Annotated in this window: 14 protein-coding genes and 1 tRNA gene; 3 read left to right on the top strand and 12 right to left on the bottom strand. The window is 67.9% G+C overall.

Annotated elements, in window-relative coordinates; all coding sequences use genetic code 11:
* Position 1: 1 nt before the first annotated feature.
* The 6 genes from hisH to ACTOWK_RS15555 all read right to left on the bottom strand — a co-directional run bounded on the left by hisH (position 2) and on the right by ACTOWK_RS15555 (position 5598).
* The gene (gene hisH, locus ACTOWK_RS15530) at positions 2-613 is read right to left on the bottom strand and encodes an imidazole glycerol phosphate synthase subunit HisH (RefSeq protein WP_441331026.1); all 612 of its coding nucleotides are present in this window, start codon (positions 611-613) and stop codon (positions 2-4) included.
* A complete protein-coding gene (gene hisB, locus ACTOWK_RS15535; protein WP_441331027.1) occupies positions 613-1845 on the bottom strand; it encodes a histidinol-phosphatase in 1233 nt (410 codons plus the stop codon). Before hisB ends, hisH begins: the two co-directional genes overlap by 1 nt.
* On the bottom strand, positions 1842-2948 hold the full coding sequence (hisC, locus tag ACTOWK_RS15540; protein ID WP_441331052.1) for a histidinol-phosphate transaminase: 1107 nt from the start codon (positions 2946-2948) through the stop codon (positions 1842-1844). The genes hisB and hisC overlap by 4 nt, the downstream gene beginning before the upstream one ends.
* Positions 2949-2971: 23 nt before the next feature.
* Positions 2972-4273: a histidinol dehydrogenase gene (gene hisD / locus ACTOWK_RS15545; protein ID WP_441331053.1), complete on the bottom strand. Its 1302-nt coding sequence runs from the start codon at positions 4271-4273 to the stop codon at positions 2972-2974.
* Between the two features lie 8 nt (positions 4274-4281).
* A complete protein-coding gene (gene hisG / locus ACTOWK_RS15550) occupies positions 4282-5196 on the bottom strand; it encodes an ATP phosphoribosyltransferase (RefSeq protein ID WP_441331028.1) in 915 nt (304 codons plus the stop codon).
* A gap of 90 nt (positions 5197-5286) precedes the next feature.
* Positions 5287-5598, bottom strand: a complete 312-nt coding sequence (locus tag ACTOWK_RS15555) for a YerC/YecD family TrpR-related protein (RefSeq protein ID WP_031370491.1) — start codon at positions 5596-5598, stop codon at positions 5287-5289.
* A 358-nt stretch (positions 5599-5956) separates the two neighbouring features.
* Between ACTOWK_RS15555 and ACTOWK_RS15560 the strand changes: the two genes are divergently transcribed.
* Entirely contained in the window at positions 5957-7831 is a 1875-nt protein-coding gene (locus tag ACTOWK_RS15560) for a sensor domain-containing diguanylate cyclase (protein WP_441331029.1), read from the top strand.
* A 36-nt stretch (positions 7832-7867) separates the two neighbouring features.
* On the opposite strand, the gene ACTOWK_RS15565 is transcribed toward ACTOWK_RS15560, so the two are convergent.
* The 3 genes from ACTOWK_RS15565 to hisS form a co-directional block, all read right to left on the bottom strand.
* The gene (locus ACTOWK_RS15565; RefSeq protein WP_441331030.1) at positions 7868-8416 is read right to left on the bottom strand and encodes a prolyl hydroxylase family protein; all 549 of its coding nucleotides are present in this window, start codon (positions 8414-8416) and stop codon (positions 7868-7870) included.
* 129 nt (positions 8417-8545) lie between these two features.
* Complete coding sequence (locus tag ACTOWK_RS15570; protein ID WP_441331031.1) at positions 8546-10444, bottom strand: HAL/PAL/TAL family ammonia-lyase; 1899 nt, start codon at positions 10442-10444, stop codon at positions 8546-8548.
* Between the two features lie 306 nt (positions 10445-10750).
* Complete coding sequence (gene hisS, locus ACTOWK_RS15575) at positions 10751-12136, bottom strand: histidine--tRNA ligase (protein ID WP_031370495.1); 1386 nt, start codon at positions 12134-12136, stop codon at positions 10751-10753.
* A gap of 150 nt (positions 12137-12286) precedes the next feature.
* Here hisS and ACTOWK_RS15580 point away from each other — a divergent pair.
* Positions 12287-12363 (top strand) — tRNA-Pro (locus ACTOWK_RS15580).
* A 355-nt stretch (positions 12364-12718) separates the two neighbouring features.
* Here ACTOWK_RS15580 and ACTOWK_RS15585 read toward each other — a convergent pair.
* The 3 genes from ACTOWK_RS15585 to ACTOWK_RS15595 form a co-directional block, all read right to left on the bottom strand.
* Positions 12719-13081 (bottom strand): VOC family protein, encoded by a 363-nt coding sequence (locus ACTOWK_RS15585; protein ID WP_441331032.1) that lies wholly within the window; start codon positions 13079-13081, stop codon positions 12719-12721.
* Between the two features lie 84 nt (positions 13082-13165).
* Positions 13166-13663: an AraC family transcriptional regulator gene (locus tag ACTOWK_RS15590; RefSeq protein WP_441331033.1), complete on the bottom strand. Its 498-nt coding sequence runs from the start codon at positions 13661-13663 to the stop codon at positions 13166-13168.
* Between the two features lie 90 nt (positions 13664-13753).
* Entirely contained in the window at positions 13754-14248 is a 495-nt protein-coding gene (locus ACTOWK_RS15595) for a hypothetical protein (protein WP_441331034.1), read from the bottom strand.
* A 128-nt stretch (positions 14249-14376) separates the two neighbouring features.
* Between ACTOWK_RS15595 and ACTOWK_RS15600 the strand changes: the two genes are divergently transcribed.
* Positions 14377-14790, top strand: coding sequence for a hypothetical protein (locus tag ACTOWK_RS15600; protein WP_441331035.1), 414 nt, complete (start codon positions 14377-14379; stop codon positions 14788-14790).
* Positions 14791-14824 lie beyond the last annotated feature (34 nt).

Raw genomic sequence — 14824 nt, forward strand, 5'->3', positions numbered from 1 at the left:
TTCACGCCTCCAGCGCCAAAAAATTAGCGAGCAGGCGCGAGCCGACGGCGGCCGAGCGTTCGGGGTGGAACTGGGCGCCGTAGCAACGCCCGCGGCCGGCGACCGCGGTGAAGGCGCGGCCGTAGCTGGTGCTGGCCAAGGTGTCCGAAGTCAGCGGCGCGGCGTAACTGTGAACGAAATAGGCTTGGTCGCGCTCGCCGATGCCGGTCAACAATCCCGGGGCGCCGGTGGGCGTTTCGCATTTGTCGAGGAAATTCCAGCCCATGTGAGGCACACGTACTCCTGGTCCTGGTTGCAGCCTGGTGATCCGGCCCGGAAGGAGTCCGAGGCACTCGACCTCGCCCTCCTCCGAGGACTCGTACAGCAGCTGCATGCCCAGGCAGATCCCGAGCAACGGCTGCTGCAAGCGGCGGATCGGATCGACCAGGCCCCGTTCCCGCAATCGCGCCATCGCGGGGGCTGCTGCGCCCACGCCCGGCAGGATCACGCGATCGGCGGAGGCGATCGTTGCGGGGTCGGCGCTCAGGATCGAACGCGCACCCAGCCGCTCCAATGCATAACGCACCGAGCCGATGTTCCCCCCACCCGAATCGACGACTACAACCCAAGACATCACAAGACCCCTTTGGTACTCGGCAATTCGCGACCTTCGCGGCGGATCGCCTGGCGCAACGCGCGCGCCACGGATTTGAAGCAAGCCTCAACTTTGTGGTGATCGTTATCACCTTCCACGTTCAGATTCAGGTTCAACCCGGCGGTTTCGCACAGCGAACGGAAGAAATGCGCGACCAGTTCGGTCGGGAAATCGCCCACCCGCTCGCGCGCGAACGTGCCGGAGAAGACGAAATACGGGCGGCCGGAGAAATCCAGCGCCGCACGCGCCAGCGTTTCGTCCATCGGCAATACGACGCTGTGTCGTCCTAATGTGCTTTCTTGAAGTGTGCTTTCTTGCAATGCACTTCCAGCAAGTGTGCTTTTTCCGGATACAGCTTCCTGAAGCGTGCCTTCCTCATCTGCGCCATCTGCGCCATCTGTGCTAACGGCGTCCGCGCTATCGAAGCCGTAGCGGCCGATACCGCGCTTGTCGCCGAGCGCTTCGCGCAACGCCTGCCCCAGCGCCAGCGCGCTGTCTTCGATGGTGTGGTGCTCGTCGATGTGCAGGTCGCCTTCGCAGCGCAGCTCCAGGGCGAAACCGCCGTGCTTGCCGATCTGTTCGAGCATGTGGTCGAAGAAGCCCAGGCCGGTGTGGACCTTGGGTTCGGCGATGCGGTCCAGGTCGACCGCAACTGAGATCCGGGTCTCGCGGGTGTTGCGCTGCACGCGCGCGGTGCGCGGGCAGTCGGCCAGGGCGTGGGCGATGCCGGCCCAGTCCCACTCGCCGCCGAATTGCTCGGTACGCAACTGGAACGCGCGGATGCCGAGGTTGGCGGCGAAGCCGTTGTCGGTCTCGCGGTCGCCGACCATCGCCGAGCGCGCCCAGTCGATGCTGCGGTCCTTCAGCAACGGCAGCGCCAGGCCGATGCCGGGCTTGCGCGTGGGCAGGTTCTCGGCCGGGAAACTGGTGTCGATGAGCACCTCGCGGAAGACGATGCCCTGGCTCTCGAACACCTGCATCATCAACTGGTGCGGGCCGTCGAAACTCCAGCGCGGATACGCCTCGGTGCCTAGGCCATCCTGATTGGTGACCATGACGAACTGATAGCCGGCGTCGCGCAGCTTCAACATCGCCGGGATCACCCCGCGCACGAACCGCAGCTTGGCGTAGCTGTCGATCTGGAAATCGGCCGGCTCCTCGATCAGGGTGCCGTCGCGATCGACGAACAAAATCGGCGTCGATGCGCTCATGCCGCCACTCCGCGCAGCTGCGCATTGCGGGTCAGCACTTCGATCACCGCCGCGTTCTGCTCCGGCGTGCCGAGACTGATGCGCAGGGCATTACCGAGCTGCGGCGCGGCGCGCATGTCGCGCACGACCACGCCGGCATCGAGCAGACCGTCGAATGCGGCCTGCGCGTCGTCGAAACGGGCGAGCAGGAAATTCGCCTGCGAGGGATAGACCTGGAGCACGCCGGGCAAGGCCTGCAGCGCGGCGAACAAACGCTCGCGCTCGCCGATCGCGGTGACCACGCGGGCCTTGGTGGTGTTGCGCGGCACTTCGGCCAGGGCGCGCAGGGCCAGGTTCACGCAAGGCGTGGGCAGCGGATACGGCGCCTGGCAACGCTGCAGCGCGGCGATCAGGTCGGCGTCGGCGATCACGCTGCCGATGCGCACCGCGGCCAACGCATGCGCCTTCGACAAGGTACGCAGCACCGCGATGTTGCGGCGCGCAGCGAGCAGGCTCACCGCCGAAGCGCCGTCGGCGAATTCGAGATAGGCCTCGTCGACCACGACCAGGGCGCGGCCGCGCAGGCGCAAGGCCAGCGCATCGATCTCGGCCAACGGCAACAACGTGCCGGAGGGGTTGCCCGGCGAGCACAGGAACACCAGTTTGGCGTGCTCGCGTTCGGCCGCCTCGGCGACCGCGGAGAAATCGCAGGCGAAACCGGCCGGCGTGTCGCGCAGGGCGACCTCGACCGTACGAGTGCCGTGCAGGCGCGCATTGACCGCGTACATGCCGAAAGTCGGCGGCGTGAGCACGATGGCATCGCCGCCGGGACGGCACAGCGCGCGTACCAGCAGATCGATCGCTTCGTCGCTGCCGCGCCCGGCCAGGAGTTGCTGCGGCTCGCAGCCGTACAGCCCGGCCAGCGTGTCGCGCAGGCGCTGCGGCTGCGGGTCCGGATAACGGCGCACCGAGCCTTCGCCATCGGCCACGCTCGGCCAGGCCGCTTCGTTGGCGTTGAGCCAGACCCGGCCGCTGCGCTTCTCGCTGCGCGCCGAGCTGTAGCCGGCGAAATCGCGCAGGTCCTCGCGCAACAGGTTGAGGGGGTTGTCGTCGTTCATGTCGATCGGATCCGATTCGTTCTTGGCGCTCATGCCGCTGCCGCCCGCAAACGCAAAGCCACCGCCTCGCGGTGCGCGTCCAGCCCTTCGGCCGTCGCCAGTTCGACCGCGCAGGGGCCGATCGCCAGCAGGCCGCGCGGCTGCACTTCCTGCACCGTGATCGCGACCTGGAAGCTGGCCACGTTGACCCCGCTGGCATAGCGCGCCGCACCACTGGTCGGCAGCACGTGGTTGGTGCCGCTGCAGTAGTCGCCCAGCGCTTCCGGCGCCCAGTCGCCGAGGAACACCGAACCGGCCGCCTCGACTTCCGGCAGCCACTCGCGCGCATCGCGCAGGGCCAGGATCAGGTGTTCGGGCGCGTAGCGGTTGCTGACTTCGAGCGCGCGTTCGATCGAATCGACCCGGATCGAACGCGAGCACTGCAACGCGGCGCGTGCGGTGTCGGCGCGCGACAGCTTGGCTAATTGCACTTCGAGTTCGAGGTCGACCGCATCGAGCAAGGCGTCGTCGTCGCTCAGCAGCAACACTTGCGAATCCGGGCCGTGTTCGGCCTGCGACAACAGGTCGGCGGCGACGAAGTCGGCGCGCGCGCCGGCATCGGCGATCACCAGTACTTCCGACGGGCCGGCCGGCAAGTCGATCGCCGCCCCGCCCTCCAACAGCGCGACCTGGCGCTTGGCTTCAGTGACGTAGGCATTGCCGGGCCCGAACAATTTGTCGCACTTGCCGATGCTCTCGGTGCCGAACGCCATGGCCGCGATCGCCTGGGCGCCGCCGACCTTGAACACCCGCGTTACCCCGCAGCGGCGCGCGGCGTAGAGCACTGCCGGGTCGGCGCTGCCGTCGCGACGCGGCGGCGTGCACAGGGCTATTTCGCGGCAACCGGCGAGGTCGGCCGGCACCGCCAACATCAGTGCGGTCGACGGCAGCGGCGCCGAGCCGGCCGGCACGTACAGGCCGACCCGGCGGATCGGCCGCAGGATACGTTCGCAGCGCACGCCGTCGGCGGTGTCGATCGCATACGGCTCGGTCATGCCGGCGTCGTGGAACACCGCGATGCGTTCGGCGGCCTCGTCGATCGCCGCGCGCAAGGCCGGTGTCAGCGAGGCTTCGGCGGCGTCGAACTCGGCCGCATCGACCGCGAAGCGCTCGGGGGCGCCTCCGTCGAAACGTTCCGCATACAGGCGCAGCGCGGCGTCACCGTCGCGGCGCACCGCTTCGACGATCTCGGCGACCGCGGCCGCGGTCGAGGCCCGGGTCTGCTGGGCGGGACGGCGCAGCGCCTGTTCGCGCGCGGTTTCGTCGAGCGCGTTCCAGTCGAGGCGTTGCATCTTCGTCCTCATGCCAGCATGCCCTCGACCGGCACCACCATCAGCCCGCGCGCACCGGCGCGCTTGAGTTCTTCCAGCCGTTGCCAGGTCACCGCGCCGTGGCACAGCGCCTGCAGGGCCACGCCGTCGCCGTTGTCCAGGCTCATCACCGTCGGCGGCTCGGCATCGGGCAACAGCGGCAGCAATTCGTCGAGCAGGTTGCGCGGCGCCTGGAACATCAGCAGCTTGCTGTTGCGCACGCGCAGCGCACCGTCGAGACGGCGCAGCAGCAGGTCGGCCAGTTCGCCGCGCACATCGTCGAAGCCACCGGCCGGTCCGGCCAACACCGCCTCGCTTTCGATCAGGGTCTGCACCGGCTTGAGCTGATTGGCCGACAGAGTCGCGCCGCTCGACACCAGGTCGCAGATCGCCTCGGCCTGGCCCAGGCGCGGGGCGATTTCGACCGAGCCCGACAGCAGCACGACCTGGGCGTCGACGCCCTCGCCGGCCAGCCATTGCGAGAGCAAGGCCGGATAGCTGGTGGCGATGCGCTTGCCGGCCAGTTGCTGCGGGCCGTCCCAATGCCAGGCCTCGGGCACGGCCAGCGCCAGACGGCAGCCGCCGAAACCGAGCGCGCGCCATTCGCGGAACGCCGATTCGCGGCCGTTGCTGCGGCGGTCGCCGTCCTGTTCGAGCAGGACGTTGCGCCCGACCACGCCGAGGTCGCAGACGCCGTCGGCGATCAGGCCGGGGATGTCGTCGTCGCGCACCAGCAGCAGATCGACCGGCAGGGTTTCGCCGTAGCAGAACAGGCGGTCGCGGCTCTCGCGCCAGCTCAGGCCGCAAGCGGCCAGCAGCGCGCGCGCCGGCTCGGCGAGACGGCCGGATTTCTGGATCGCGATGCGCAAGCGGTCACGCGCGGCGGCGCTGGCGGGAGGGCTCATGAACGGGTCTCGGAAGGGGGACGGTCGATGCGGGGACGAGGCGGCAGACCGATCACGGGGTCTGCCAGAAGAGGTGCGGGTTACGTTGGCTCAGCGGTGTCGCGCGGCGCGTCGATGCAGTGCTGCGCCGTAACCGCCGGTGCCGCGTTCGAGCACGCGGGCGACGCGCCCGATCGTGGTCACACTGACCTGGGTGCGGTCGTGGATTTCGCGATACGGCACGCCTTCGTTGAGCAGGGGCACGACCCGCCAGCGGTCGCTCATCGCTTCCAGTTCGGCCGGCGTGCACAGGTCTTCGAGGAAGGCGCGCACCTGTTCGGCGCTGCGCAGGCCAGCGAGCGCCACCGCCAGGTCGGCGATCGCATCCTCGGTCTGCTCGGTGTCGTTGGCGCGGCGCTTCATTGCGGAGAACTCACTCGGCTGGTGGCGTGTGGCTGGCGGATGGTTCGGTTCGCTCGGCCAAGGGGCGGGCCGGGCTGAGCGGGGAAGGCCTGGGCGCCCGGAAATCAAACGCCGCGGACCAGGCCCGGCACCGATCATCGAACGCATTAATGTACTAACGCGTTAATACATTATCGATCGAAGCGACCGTCGTCAAGCCGGCCCATCGCGGCGACCGGCCTGTCGCAGCGACGGATTGCGTTAAGACTCAGATGCGCCCGACCCCACGCCCTGGCCGGGGTCGCGGCACCGCGACCGCTGTCCCCCGACGCTCCCGCCACCGCGACGCAAAGGCCTGTGTCCGCCACCGCCACGGAAGATGAATACGAACCCTGCCCTCGCTGCCGTACCGAGTCGCCCCGCCTCGCCCCAGCGCCGCTGGGCCGGGTGGGCCCTGCTCTGCCTGCTCGCCGCGGCCTGCTTCGCGCCCGCTTCGGCGCACACCGTGCTGAACCTGGAGCGCAGCACCCGCGAGGTCGAGCTCGCGCCGTTCACCGCCTACTACCACGACACCGGCGGCCGCCTCGATCTCGACGGCGCGCGGCGGGCGCTCGCTGAAAAGCGTTATCGCCCCCTACCGAACGGCAACGGCTCGTTCGGCTTCCAACGCGGCGCCTACTGGTTCCACATCGCCGCGGTGAACCGCAACGCCGAGGTGCCGCGTTGGCTGCTGGTGCAGCAGTTCGCGCTCAGCGACCGCCTCGACGTCTACACCCGCGCGCGCAACGGCGCCTCGACCCACCAGGTCGGCGGCGACAGCCAGTTGTTCGCCTCGCGCGCGATCCGCTACCGCCACCCGAATTTCTGGATCGACCTACCGGCCGACGAACCCGTCGACATCTTCGTGCGCGTGCGCAGCGACAGCTCGATGCAGGTGCCGCTGACCCTGTACACGCCGAGCGCCTTCACCGAACTCGCGCGCGATGCCCAGTTCGGCATCGGCCTCTACTACGGCATCCTGGTGGCGTTGTTCTTCTACAACCTGGTGCTGTGGCTGAGCCTGCGCGACTCCAGCTACTTCTGGTACCTGTTCCATATCTGCGCGTTCGGCCTGGTGCTGCTGACCCTCAACGGCCTCGGCTTCGAGTACCTGTGGCCGCGTTCGCCCTGGCTCGCCGACCACTCGGTGCCCTTGTCGATCTGCCTGGCCCAGATCGGCATGCAGCAGTTCGCGCGCAACTTCCTCAGCCTGCACCGGCGCTGGCGCCTGGGCGATTACGTCGGCCTGGGCATGATCGGGTTCTTCGTCCTGCTCGGCATCGCCGCGACCCAACTGCCTTACCGCATCGCCACGCCGATCGCCTCGGCGGCGGTGTTCGTCAGCATCGCCTGGATCGCGGTCGAAGGCATCGTGGTGATGCGCCGCGGCTACAAGCCGGCGCGGCTGTTCCTGCTGGCCTGGTCGGCGTTCCTGCTCGGCACCGGCATGTTCGCGGCGATCGCCTTCGACCTGCTGCCGAAGATGTTCATCACCGAGTACGGCGTGCAGATCGGCTCGGCGCTGGAGATGCTGCTGCTGTCGGTCGCCCTGGGCTATCGCTACGCCTCGCTGCGCAACGAGAACGAACGCATCGTGCGCGAGGCCAAGGAACAACTCGAACACAAGGTCGAGCAGCGCACCACCGAATTGCGCAGCACCCTGGCCCTGCTCGAGGATGCCCATGCGCGCCTGCGCGAAACCAGCCAACGCGACGGCCTGACCGGCCTGCACAACCGCAGCCATTTCCGCGAGGCCTTCGAGGCCTTGCTGCACCGTTCCAGGCGCCAGCACCGGCCGCTGGTGCTGATGATGATCGACCTGGATCACTTCAAGCAGATCAACGACCACCACGGCCATCTGGTCGGCGACGAATGCCTGCGCTGGGCGGCGGGCCTGATCGCGCAGATCCTGATCCCGCACCACGCCCTGCTCGCCCGTTTCGGCGGCGAGGAATTCGTCGCCGTGCTGCCCGACCACGACCTCGACGCCGGCGCACGCGTCGCCGAAGCGCTGCGCCTGCGCCTGAGCTCGCAGCCCTGCCCCAGCCGCAGCCACGACATCCCGGTCACCGCCAGCATCGGCGTGCACGAAATCGCCCCGGACGCGGACATGGGCGTGGAAGCGGCACTGCAGTTCGCCGATCAGGCCTTGTACCTGGCCAAGGCCGAGGGCCGCGACTGCGTCAGGGTGTGGGGGGCGACGGTGCAGGCTTGAGCGGTGGCCGGCACAACGCCGCTCGCGCGGTGCGGCTCAGCCGGCCGGCTGGTACATCACGTCGGAACGCAACGCGTATTTGGTGCCCTCAACCACCGCCGCGCCTTCGTGCCAGGTGTCGTGCACGAACAGCAGGCCGGCGCCGGTCTTGGGCACCACCTTGAACTGGCGAAAGTCGGTGTCGCCGCCGGCGAAATCGTCGTTGAGATACACCAACAGGGTCAGCTTGCTGGACCGGCCGTCCTCGCTCCAGGGGCCGTCCTTGTGCATCCGGAAACGCTGGCCCGGCGAGTACTTGTAGAAGCGCAACGCTCTCGGCAGACCGGCTGCGCGTTCGCCGTCGAGCATCGGCAGCTCGAGCGCGGACAGGCGTTGCCACAGCCGCTCGACCCAGGCCGGCGACTCGAACACCACGCGCTCGTTGTTGCGCACGTGCTGCAGGCTTTTCTGGTCGCCCGACGGGGTGCGCACGCCGGCGGATTCGAAGCCGTGGTCTTCGGCGAGTGCGATCAAAACCCCGCACTCGGACGGGGTCAGCAAGCCGTCGACGCTGAAGACGCGGTCGTTGTGGAAGATCGTCTGCATCCTGGGCTCCTGCCGGGGAACAACGACGCGGTGGGCGATTCGGTGGGCGATTCGGTATTAGGGGCGCAGCGGCCCTGAGCCCAACCCCTCTCCCGCTGGCGGGAGAGGGGCTTTAGCGCAGGTGCGGCTTTAGCCCTGCACCGCGGCGCGCGCCGCGGCGATCAGAATGCCTTCGTGGACCAGTTGCACGGCGGTAGCGACTTCGCCGTCGAGCGCGCGGTCGCGGTCGAGGAAGGCGATGGCTTCGCGCAGCTTGGCATGCGCCGCGGCGACCGCCTTGCCCGGACGGAACTCCTCGGCGGCGGCCAGTTCGGCGCGCAGGCCTTCGACTTCGGCGAGGAAACCCGGGTGATCGGCACTGTCGCCGACCGGACCGCCGGAAATCTTGGCGGCCAGGGTGTTGGCGTCGGCGCGGTCGGCCAGATCGCGGGCGGCGTTGATCATGTCGCGTCGCAGGTCCAGCGCCTGGGCGGCGGTGTACAGCTCCAGCGCGAGCACCTTGCCGAGGTCCTCGGTCATCGCCAGCACGTGACGGGCCTCGTTGGCGCCCATCGAGACGTGGTCCTCGGCGTTGGCGCTGGTCGGGATCGAGTACACCGAAGCCGGGTGCGCACGGCTGGCCAGGTCGTTGACGATGGCCGCGGCGGTGTACTGCACGATCATGTGACCGGACTCGGTCGCGTCCTCGTTGCCGATCAAAAAGCCCGGCAGGCCATCGTTGGTGGCCGGGTCGACCAGCTTGTTGAGGCGGCGCTCGGAAATGCTCGCGAGCACCGGGATCGCGGCCTTGACGTAGCTCATCACCAGCGCCAGCGGCATGCCGTGGAAGTGGCCGGCCGAAATCACCTGCTGCTCGACGTGCTCGGCCTGCGCATCCGGGAACACGATCGGGTTGTCGGTCAGCGAGTTGAGCTCGACTTCGAGCACGCGCGCGGCCTGGGCGATGGCGTCGCGCACCGCACCGTGCACCTGCGGGATGCAGCGCAGCGAGTAGCTGTCCTGCGGCTGATGCTTCTTGCCGCCGCGGAACGGGCGGAACCGGGTGTAGAACTTCTCGCGGCCGTGGCGCTGACTGAAGGGCACCCAATCCCAGCCGATATCAAAGCTGAGCTGCTGCGACTGTTCGGTATCCCAGCTCTGCGGCAGCCAGGGACGGAAGCGCGGCACCAGGTGATAGGGAATGTCGGCCAGGGTCGAACCTTCCAGCAAGCGACGCAGATTGGCCGCGACTTCGATCTGGCCCGGGTGCGGACGCAGGTCGTGCACGGCCTCGGCGAAGGCGCCGAGACGGCCGGCGAAGGCGTCGATGGTCATCGCCGCGGCGAGGTCGGCGGTGTCGAGCAGGTCTTCGAGGCGGGCCAGCGCGAGCACGCCGCAGGCGAGCATCTGCGCGGTGCCGTTGTTGAGCGCCAGGCCTTCCTTGTAGGACAGCTTGACCGGGGTCAGGCCGGCGAGCTGCAGCGCTTCCGCGCCCGGCATGCGCCGGCCGTCGTAGAAGGCTTCGCCGCCGCCGAGCAACACGATGGCCAGGTGCGACAACGGCGCCAGATCGCCGCTGGCGCCGACCGAACCGAGCTGCGGCACCACCGGCACGATGCCGGCGTTGAGCATCGCCGCGAGCGCCTGCAGGGTCTGCACGCGGATGCCGGAGTGGCCGCGCATCAGGGTGTTGATACGGATGCACAGCATCGCGCGCACGATCTCCGGCGCGAACGGCTCGCCCACGCAGACCGCGTGGGTGACGATCAGGTTGCGCTGCAGTTCTTCGTGCAGGGTCTCTTGATTGCGCTTGGCGCCCGGCAACTGATCGCGCAGGTGGTGCGCGCCGAGCAGACGGTCGGCGTTGCTGCCGAAACCGGTGGACACGCCATAGATCGGTTCTTCGCGGCGTACCTGTTCGGCCAGGAAGTCGGCCGCGCGGGCCACTGCCGGCAACTGCGCCGCGGCCAGGTCGACCTGGGCGCCGTAAGCCACGGCCACGAGTTGCGAACGCGTCAGCGAACGGCCATCGAGTTGGATCTTGTTCAAGTTGTAACCTCGCCTCGCACCCTGGCGATCATCTGAACGGCCGCGCTTACGCCGCGAACGGCGCAGCCCGGCCGAGCGTACTCGGGAGTCGGTGCGTCAATGAAACGATTGGAACCGCGGCGGCGTCATTGCGCCGCGGCATGGAGTCGGCCCGCTTCCGCGCCGGATCGCGATCCGGTACGGGACGAGCCAGAGAATCGGCCGCGGACGCGAACCCACGCGCCCGCTGCCGCAGACCCGCCGCACAGACGGCCGGCATGCGGATCGCGAGATCCGCCACGCCGGCACGGCCTGCACCGGCCGGTATCACTTCATGACCCGCGACTGCTCCAGTTCGACCCGCAGCGTGCGCGCCAGCTCGGCGCGCGACACCTCGAACTGGTCTTCGCGGCGCAGGTCCTTGACCGTCGCCGTGCCCTTGGCGATTTCGTCCTCGCCCAGCACTACCACGAAACGGATGCCGGCGCGGTCGGCGTACTTGAACTGCTTGCCGAGCTTGGAGGTCTCCATCACCACTTCGGTGTTGAGGCCGCCGTGGCGCAACTCGTTGGCCACCGCCAGGCAATGCGGCAGGTGCGCATCGTCCATCTGGGTGACCAGCACCTGCACGCTGCTGTCGGCGGTGCTGACCAGGCCGGCTTCCTGCAACTGCCAGAACAAGCGGGTCAGGCCGATCGAAATACCGACGCCGGGCAACTTGGACTTGGTGTAGTGGCTGGCCAGGTCCTCATAGCGCCCGCCCGAGCAGATCGAACCGATCTGCGGGAAGTCGTCGAGGGTGGTCTCGTAGACGGTGCCGGTGTAGTAGTCCAGGCCGCGCGCGATCGAGAAATTGAGGGCGTAGTTCTTTTCCGGCACGCCCAGCGCGCGGATCAGCTCCAGCACCTCGCGCAGCTCGGCCACGCCTTCGCGCAGGGCCTCGTTGCCCTCGCCCAGCGCGGCCAGCTTGGCCAGCGCGTCGGCGTGCGAGCTCGAACGCACCGCGACGAAGTCGAGGATGGTCGCGACCGCGTCCGCGGCCAGGCCGAACTCCGGCCCGGTCAGGGTTTCGCGCACATAGTCGGGGCCGCGCTTGTCGAGCTTGTCGACCTCGCGCAGCACCAGCGCCTGCAGGCCGCCGTCGGCGACGCCCTGGGCCTCGAAGAAGCCGCGCAGCAGCTTGCGGTTGTTGAGCTGGATCGTGAACGGACCGATGTCGAGTTCGGAGAACACCGCATAGATGGCCGCCGGCAGCTCGGCGTCGTAGCGCACGCTGAGGCTGTCTTTGCCGATCACGTCGATATCGCACTGGTAGAACTCGCGGAAGCGGCCGCGCTGCTGGCGCTCGCCGCGGTACACGCGCTGCATCTGGTAGCGGCGGAACGGAAACGCCAGCTCGTGCTCGTGCTCGGCCACATAACGCGCCAGCGGCACGGTCAGGTCGAAGCGCAGCGCCATCTCCGGTACCCCGCGCTCGCCCGACTGCGCGCTTTTCTCCAGCGAGCCGGTGGACTGGGCGAAATAGACCTGGCGCTCGGTTTCGCCGCCGGACTTGGTCAGCAGCACCTCCGACAGCTCCATGACCGGGGTTTCCACGGGCAGGAAGCCGAAGCGCTCGAAATTGCGCCGGATCGTGTCCAGCATGCGCTGGAAGGCGATCTGGTCGCGGGGCAGCAGCTCCATGACACCCGGCGGGGTACGAGGCTTGATCAAGCGGAACTCCAATACGTCGGCCGCGCCGACAACGAGCTGGGGGGTTGGAAAGCGCCACAGTTTAACGGCCGCCCCCGCTCCCTGCTCGTCCGATCGACAGACCCCTTGCGCCGACCTGGGGTGAGTCGCTAGAATTTGCGGCTCAGCAGTCGGGGTGTAGCTCAGTCTGGTAGAGCGCTACGTTCGGGACGTAGAGGTCGCAGGTTCGAATCCTGTCTCCCCGACCAATGCTGAGAGTGTTTCTGACTAAGCCGGCCTTGTGCCGGCTTTTTCGTGTCTGCGCGATACCCAGCCCTTCGCCCGCATGGCCTCGCCGGCATGGCCGGATCGGGCTGGCGGCGACTCGACACATGCGCGGCCGCGCAACTCCGGAAGAGAGCCCCGGCGCCTGCCCGCCGTCGCAGGGAGAGCGGAACGACATCTCGGGCCGACCCGAATCCCTACGAGCCCCGCAACAACGGCGGCCCCGGCCCACCCCGCCCGGCTTGCGGGTTCGGCTACGGGTTCGGCTTGCAGGGGGCCATCGACTCCCCGCCTCGTGCCAGCCCGCTGCGCGCAGCCTGGCTACGCCTCCCCTCTTCGCTACAGTTCCTGCCCAAACATGATCCGATGACCGTCGATCGTGCGGACGCCGAACTCGCGCATGCCCCAGGGCTTGTCCGACAGCGTTTGAGTGAACTCCGCGCCCGCAGCCCGATACTCGGCGAACAAGGCGGCGGCATCCGACACGGTCACGTAGCCGTACCAGGAGTGGTCGCCCAGCTCCGCGGGCGGAAGCGCGTCGGCGCACTTGCCGAGCATCACCCGGAAACTACCGCGAGACAGAAAGCTCCAGCCCGGCGCGGTGAAGTCGATGCTCAGGCCGAGAACCGACACGTAGTAATCGGTGGACTGGGCCAAGTCGAGTACCGCCAGCGTGTACCGGACCTTGGTGAAATCGGACATTTCCGCCTCCTGGTCGTGAACTGTGGTGCCGACGCTTGTCAAGAACCGCCTGGATCGCGAAGCGGCGTCGGTCTGAATGAGCCGTCAGGCCGCGGCCCCATGCCCCGAAACATGCCCCAAAACAGGCCCCGAAATCCGCAAGGGCAGATATACGTCGGTGATCATTTCATGCTCCTGCACGTTCGGGCCGACGTTCACATAGTGAAAGAAGATCGGAAAGTCGCCGAGCGCCTCGCCGCTGCGGGGCAGCCACTCGCGCAACAGGTAAACGGCTGCGGCATTGTGTGCGCGAGAGCCGAGGTGCCGAGCCACCGCACAACGATTGGCCGGGATGATCTTGGCGACGACGCCCTGGGCATTCGGTGAGACCCGACGGTCGTAGGACACGCAGAAATCGACGCGGTGATCGGCCGGCGCAGTGGTGTATGGGTCGGTGTAGTGAACACCGTAGGTCCGATGCTCGGCGGGCAGCAGGCGATGCTCGATGCGCCACTCGATCAGCTTCCTGGAGGTTTCGTATTCGAGCTGAGGCGGACCGCGATGCTCTGCGCAGGCTACCGCTGTTTCCGGGAACTCGACCATCCGAACGTCCACACGATCTCCTGAATATCCATAAGCGGCCCGACGCCTGAATCGACCGGGCCGCGCAGCGGCTTCGGTTCGAACGAATCGTCAGGCGCCGCCCCCTATATTGAACTGAGCCAGTTCACGCAGCGACCGACACACCATCGTTAGCTGTGAACTCGACCCGAGCGGTTGATGGGCCACGGCGCCGTCCGGAAGCAGAACATAGACGCCTTTGCCCTGAACCGAGGCAATGGGGACGTTCCTGGTGCCGTGAACCTTGCGATTTTCGCGGACGTGCCGAGGGGTGAGCGGGTAGAACCCGCCGATCTCCCACCGCTGACCGGATGGCGCTATGAGAACGAACTCGAACCGCTGCAAAAACGGCGCGGAGCGATAGAAGTCGCCGGCCTCGATCGGCAGCGGAAACCCCACGAGCCTTTCGGTGCCCTCTCTATCGGGCCGTCCGAGCGCAGCCAGAGAGCCGCGGGTAATCCAAGGGGAAATGATCGAGTAGCGCAGAATGGTCCAAAGCGCGAAAAGCAGCACGAGCACGATAACCGCGCAAAGCGCCTGCCCCAGGAAACTCAGTACTACGTCCATGTAGCGCTCGCCCCAAAAGACCGACCGGGTGGCGCGGTTATACACCAACACGGCAGCCGTATTGGCCGGTCCGGGTCGACGGACTCGTTAACGGTGGGTAGCCCCTCAACGCAGCCCGACTCAGACTCATGACCGACCTCCCGAATACCCCGCCGGCCGGCGAGACCGACATCCGCGAGCAGATACAGACCATCACCGAGGCAGCCGAGCGGGCGATCGCTGCCTTGCATTCGGTGTCCGGCGATGCCGCCGGCCAGGTCGCGCAATCGGCCGCGGCCTATTTCGACGGCGTGACCAAGCTCGCGCTCGCCAGCCAGGGCCCGCTGATGAGGCAGATGACCCAGGACCTGGTCGAATCGTCAATGGAGCAAGCCGCGGAAGACGCCCTGGCCACATTGGCCAACGACATACTCATGGGCGCAGCCGCCGCGGTCGCCGCCGCGGCCGGTGCCATGGAAGCCGAATCGGCGAGCTTCGCGATCGACCGGATCGACCAGAGTATCGCCAAGTACTCGTCGTTGATCCAAGACCGCATGCGCTGAATCCTGCGCCCGTGGAACTGCCGCGCTATCGCGA

This window comes from Lysobacter sp. CA196 (assembly GCF_052078695.1).
Classification (GTDB): Bacteria; Pseudomonadota; Gammaproteobacteria; order Xanthomonadales; family Xanthomonadaceae; genus Lysobacter.

Coding starts and splice junctions, on each gene's coding strand:
- hisD (WP_441331053.1), bottom strand. CDS start 4,273: ATGCAACGCCTCGACTGGAACGCGCTCGACGAAACCGCGCGCGAACAG.
- hisB (WP_441331027.1), bottom strand. CDS start 1,845: ATGAGCGCATCGACGCCGATTTTGTTCGTCGATCGCGACGGCACCCTG.
- ACTOWK_RS15560 (WP_441331029.1), top strand. CDS start 5,957: ATGAATACGAACCCTGCCCTCGCTGCCGTACCGAGTCGCCCCGCCTCG.
- ACTOWK_RS15590 (WP_441331033.1), bottom strand. CDS start 13,663: ATGGTCGAGTTCCCGGAAACAGCGGTAGCCTGCGCAGAGCATCGCGGT.
- ACTOWK_RS15555 (WP_031370491.1), bottom strand. CDS start 5,598: ATGAAGCGCCGCGCCAACGACACCGAGCAGACCGAGGATGCGATCGCC.
- ACTOWK_RS15565 (WP_441331030.1), bottom strand. CDS start 8,416: ATGCAGACGATCTTCCACAACGACCGCGTCTTCAGCGTCGACGGCTTG.
- hisG (WP_441331028.1), bottom strand. CDS start 5,196: ATGAGCCCTCCCGCCAGCGCCGCCGCGCGTGACCGCTTGCGCATCGCG.
- ACTOWK_RS15595 (WP_441331034.1), bottom strand. CDS start 14,248: ATGGACGTAGTACTGAGTTTCCTGGGGCAGGCGCTTTGCGCGGTTATC.
- ACTOWK_RS15585 (WP_441331032.1), bottom strand. CDS start 13,081: ATGTCCGATTTCACCAAGGTCCGGTACACGCTGGCGGTACTCGACTTG.
- ACTOWK_RS15600 (WP_441331035.1), top strand. CDS start 14,377: ATGACCGACCTCCCGAATACCCCGCCGGCCGGCGAGACCGACATCCGC.
- hisH (WP_441331026.1), bottom strand. CDS start 613: ATGTCTTGGGTTGTAGTCGTCGATTCGGGTGGGGGGAACATCGGCTCG.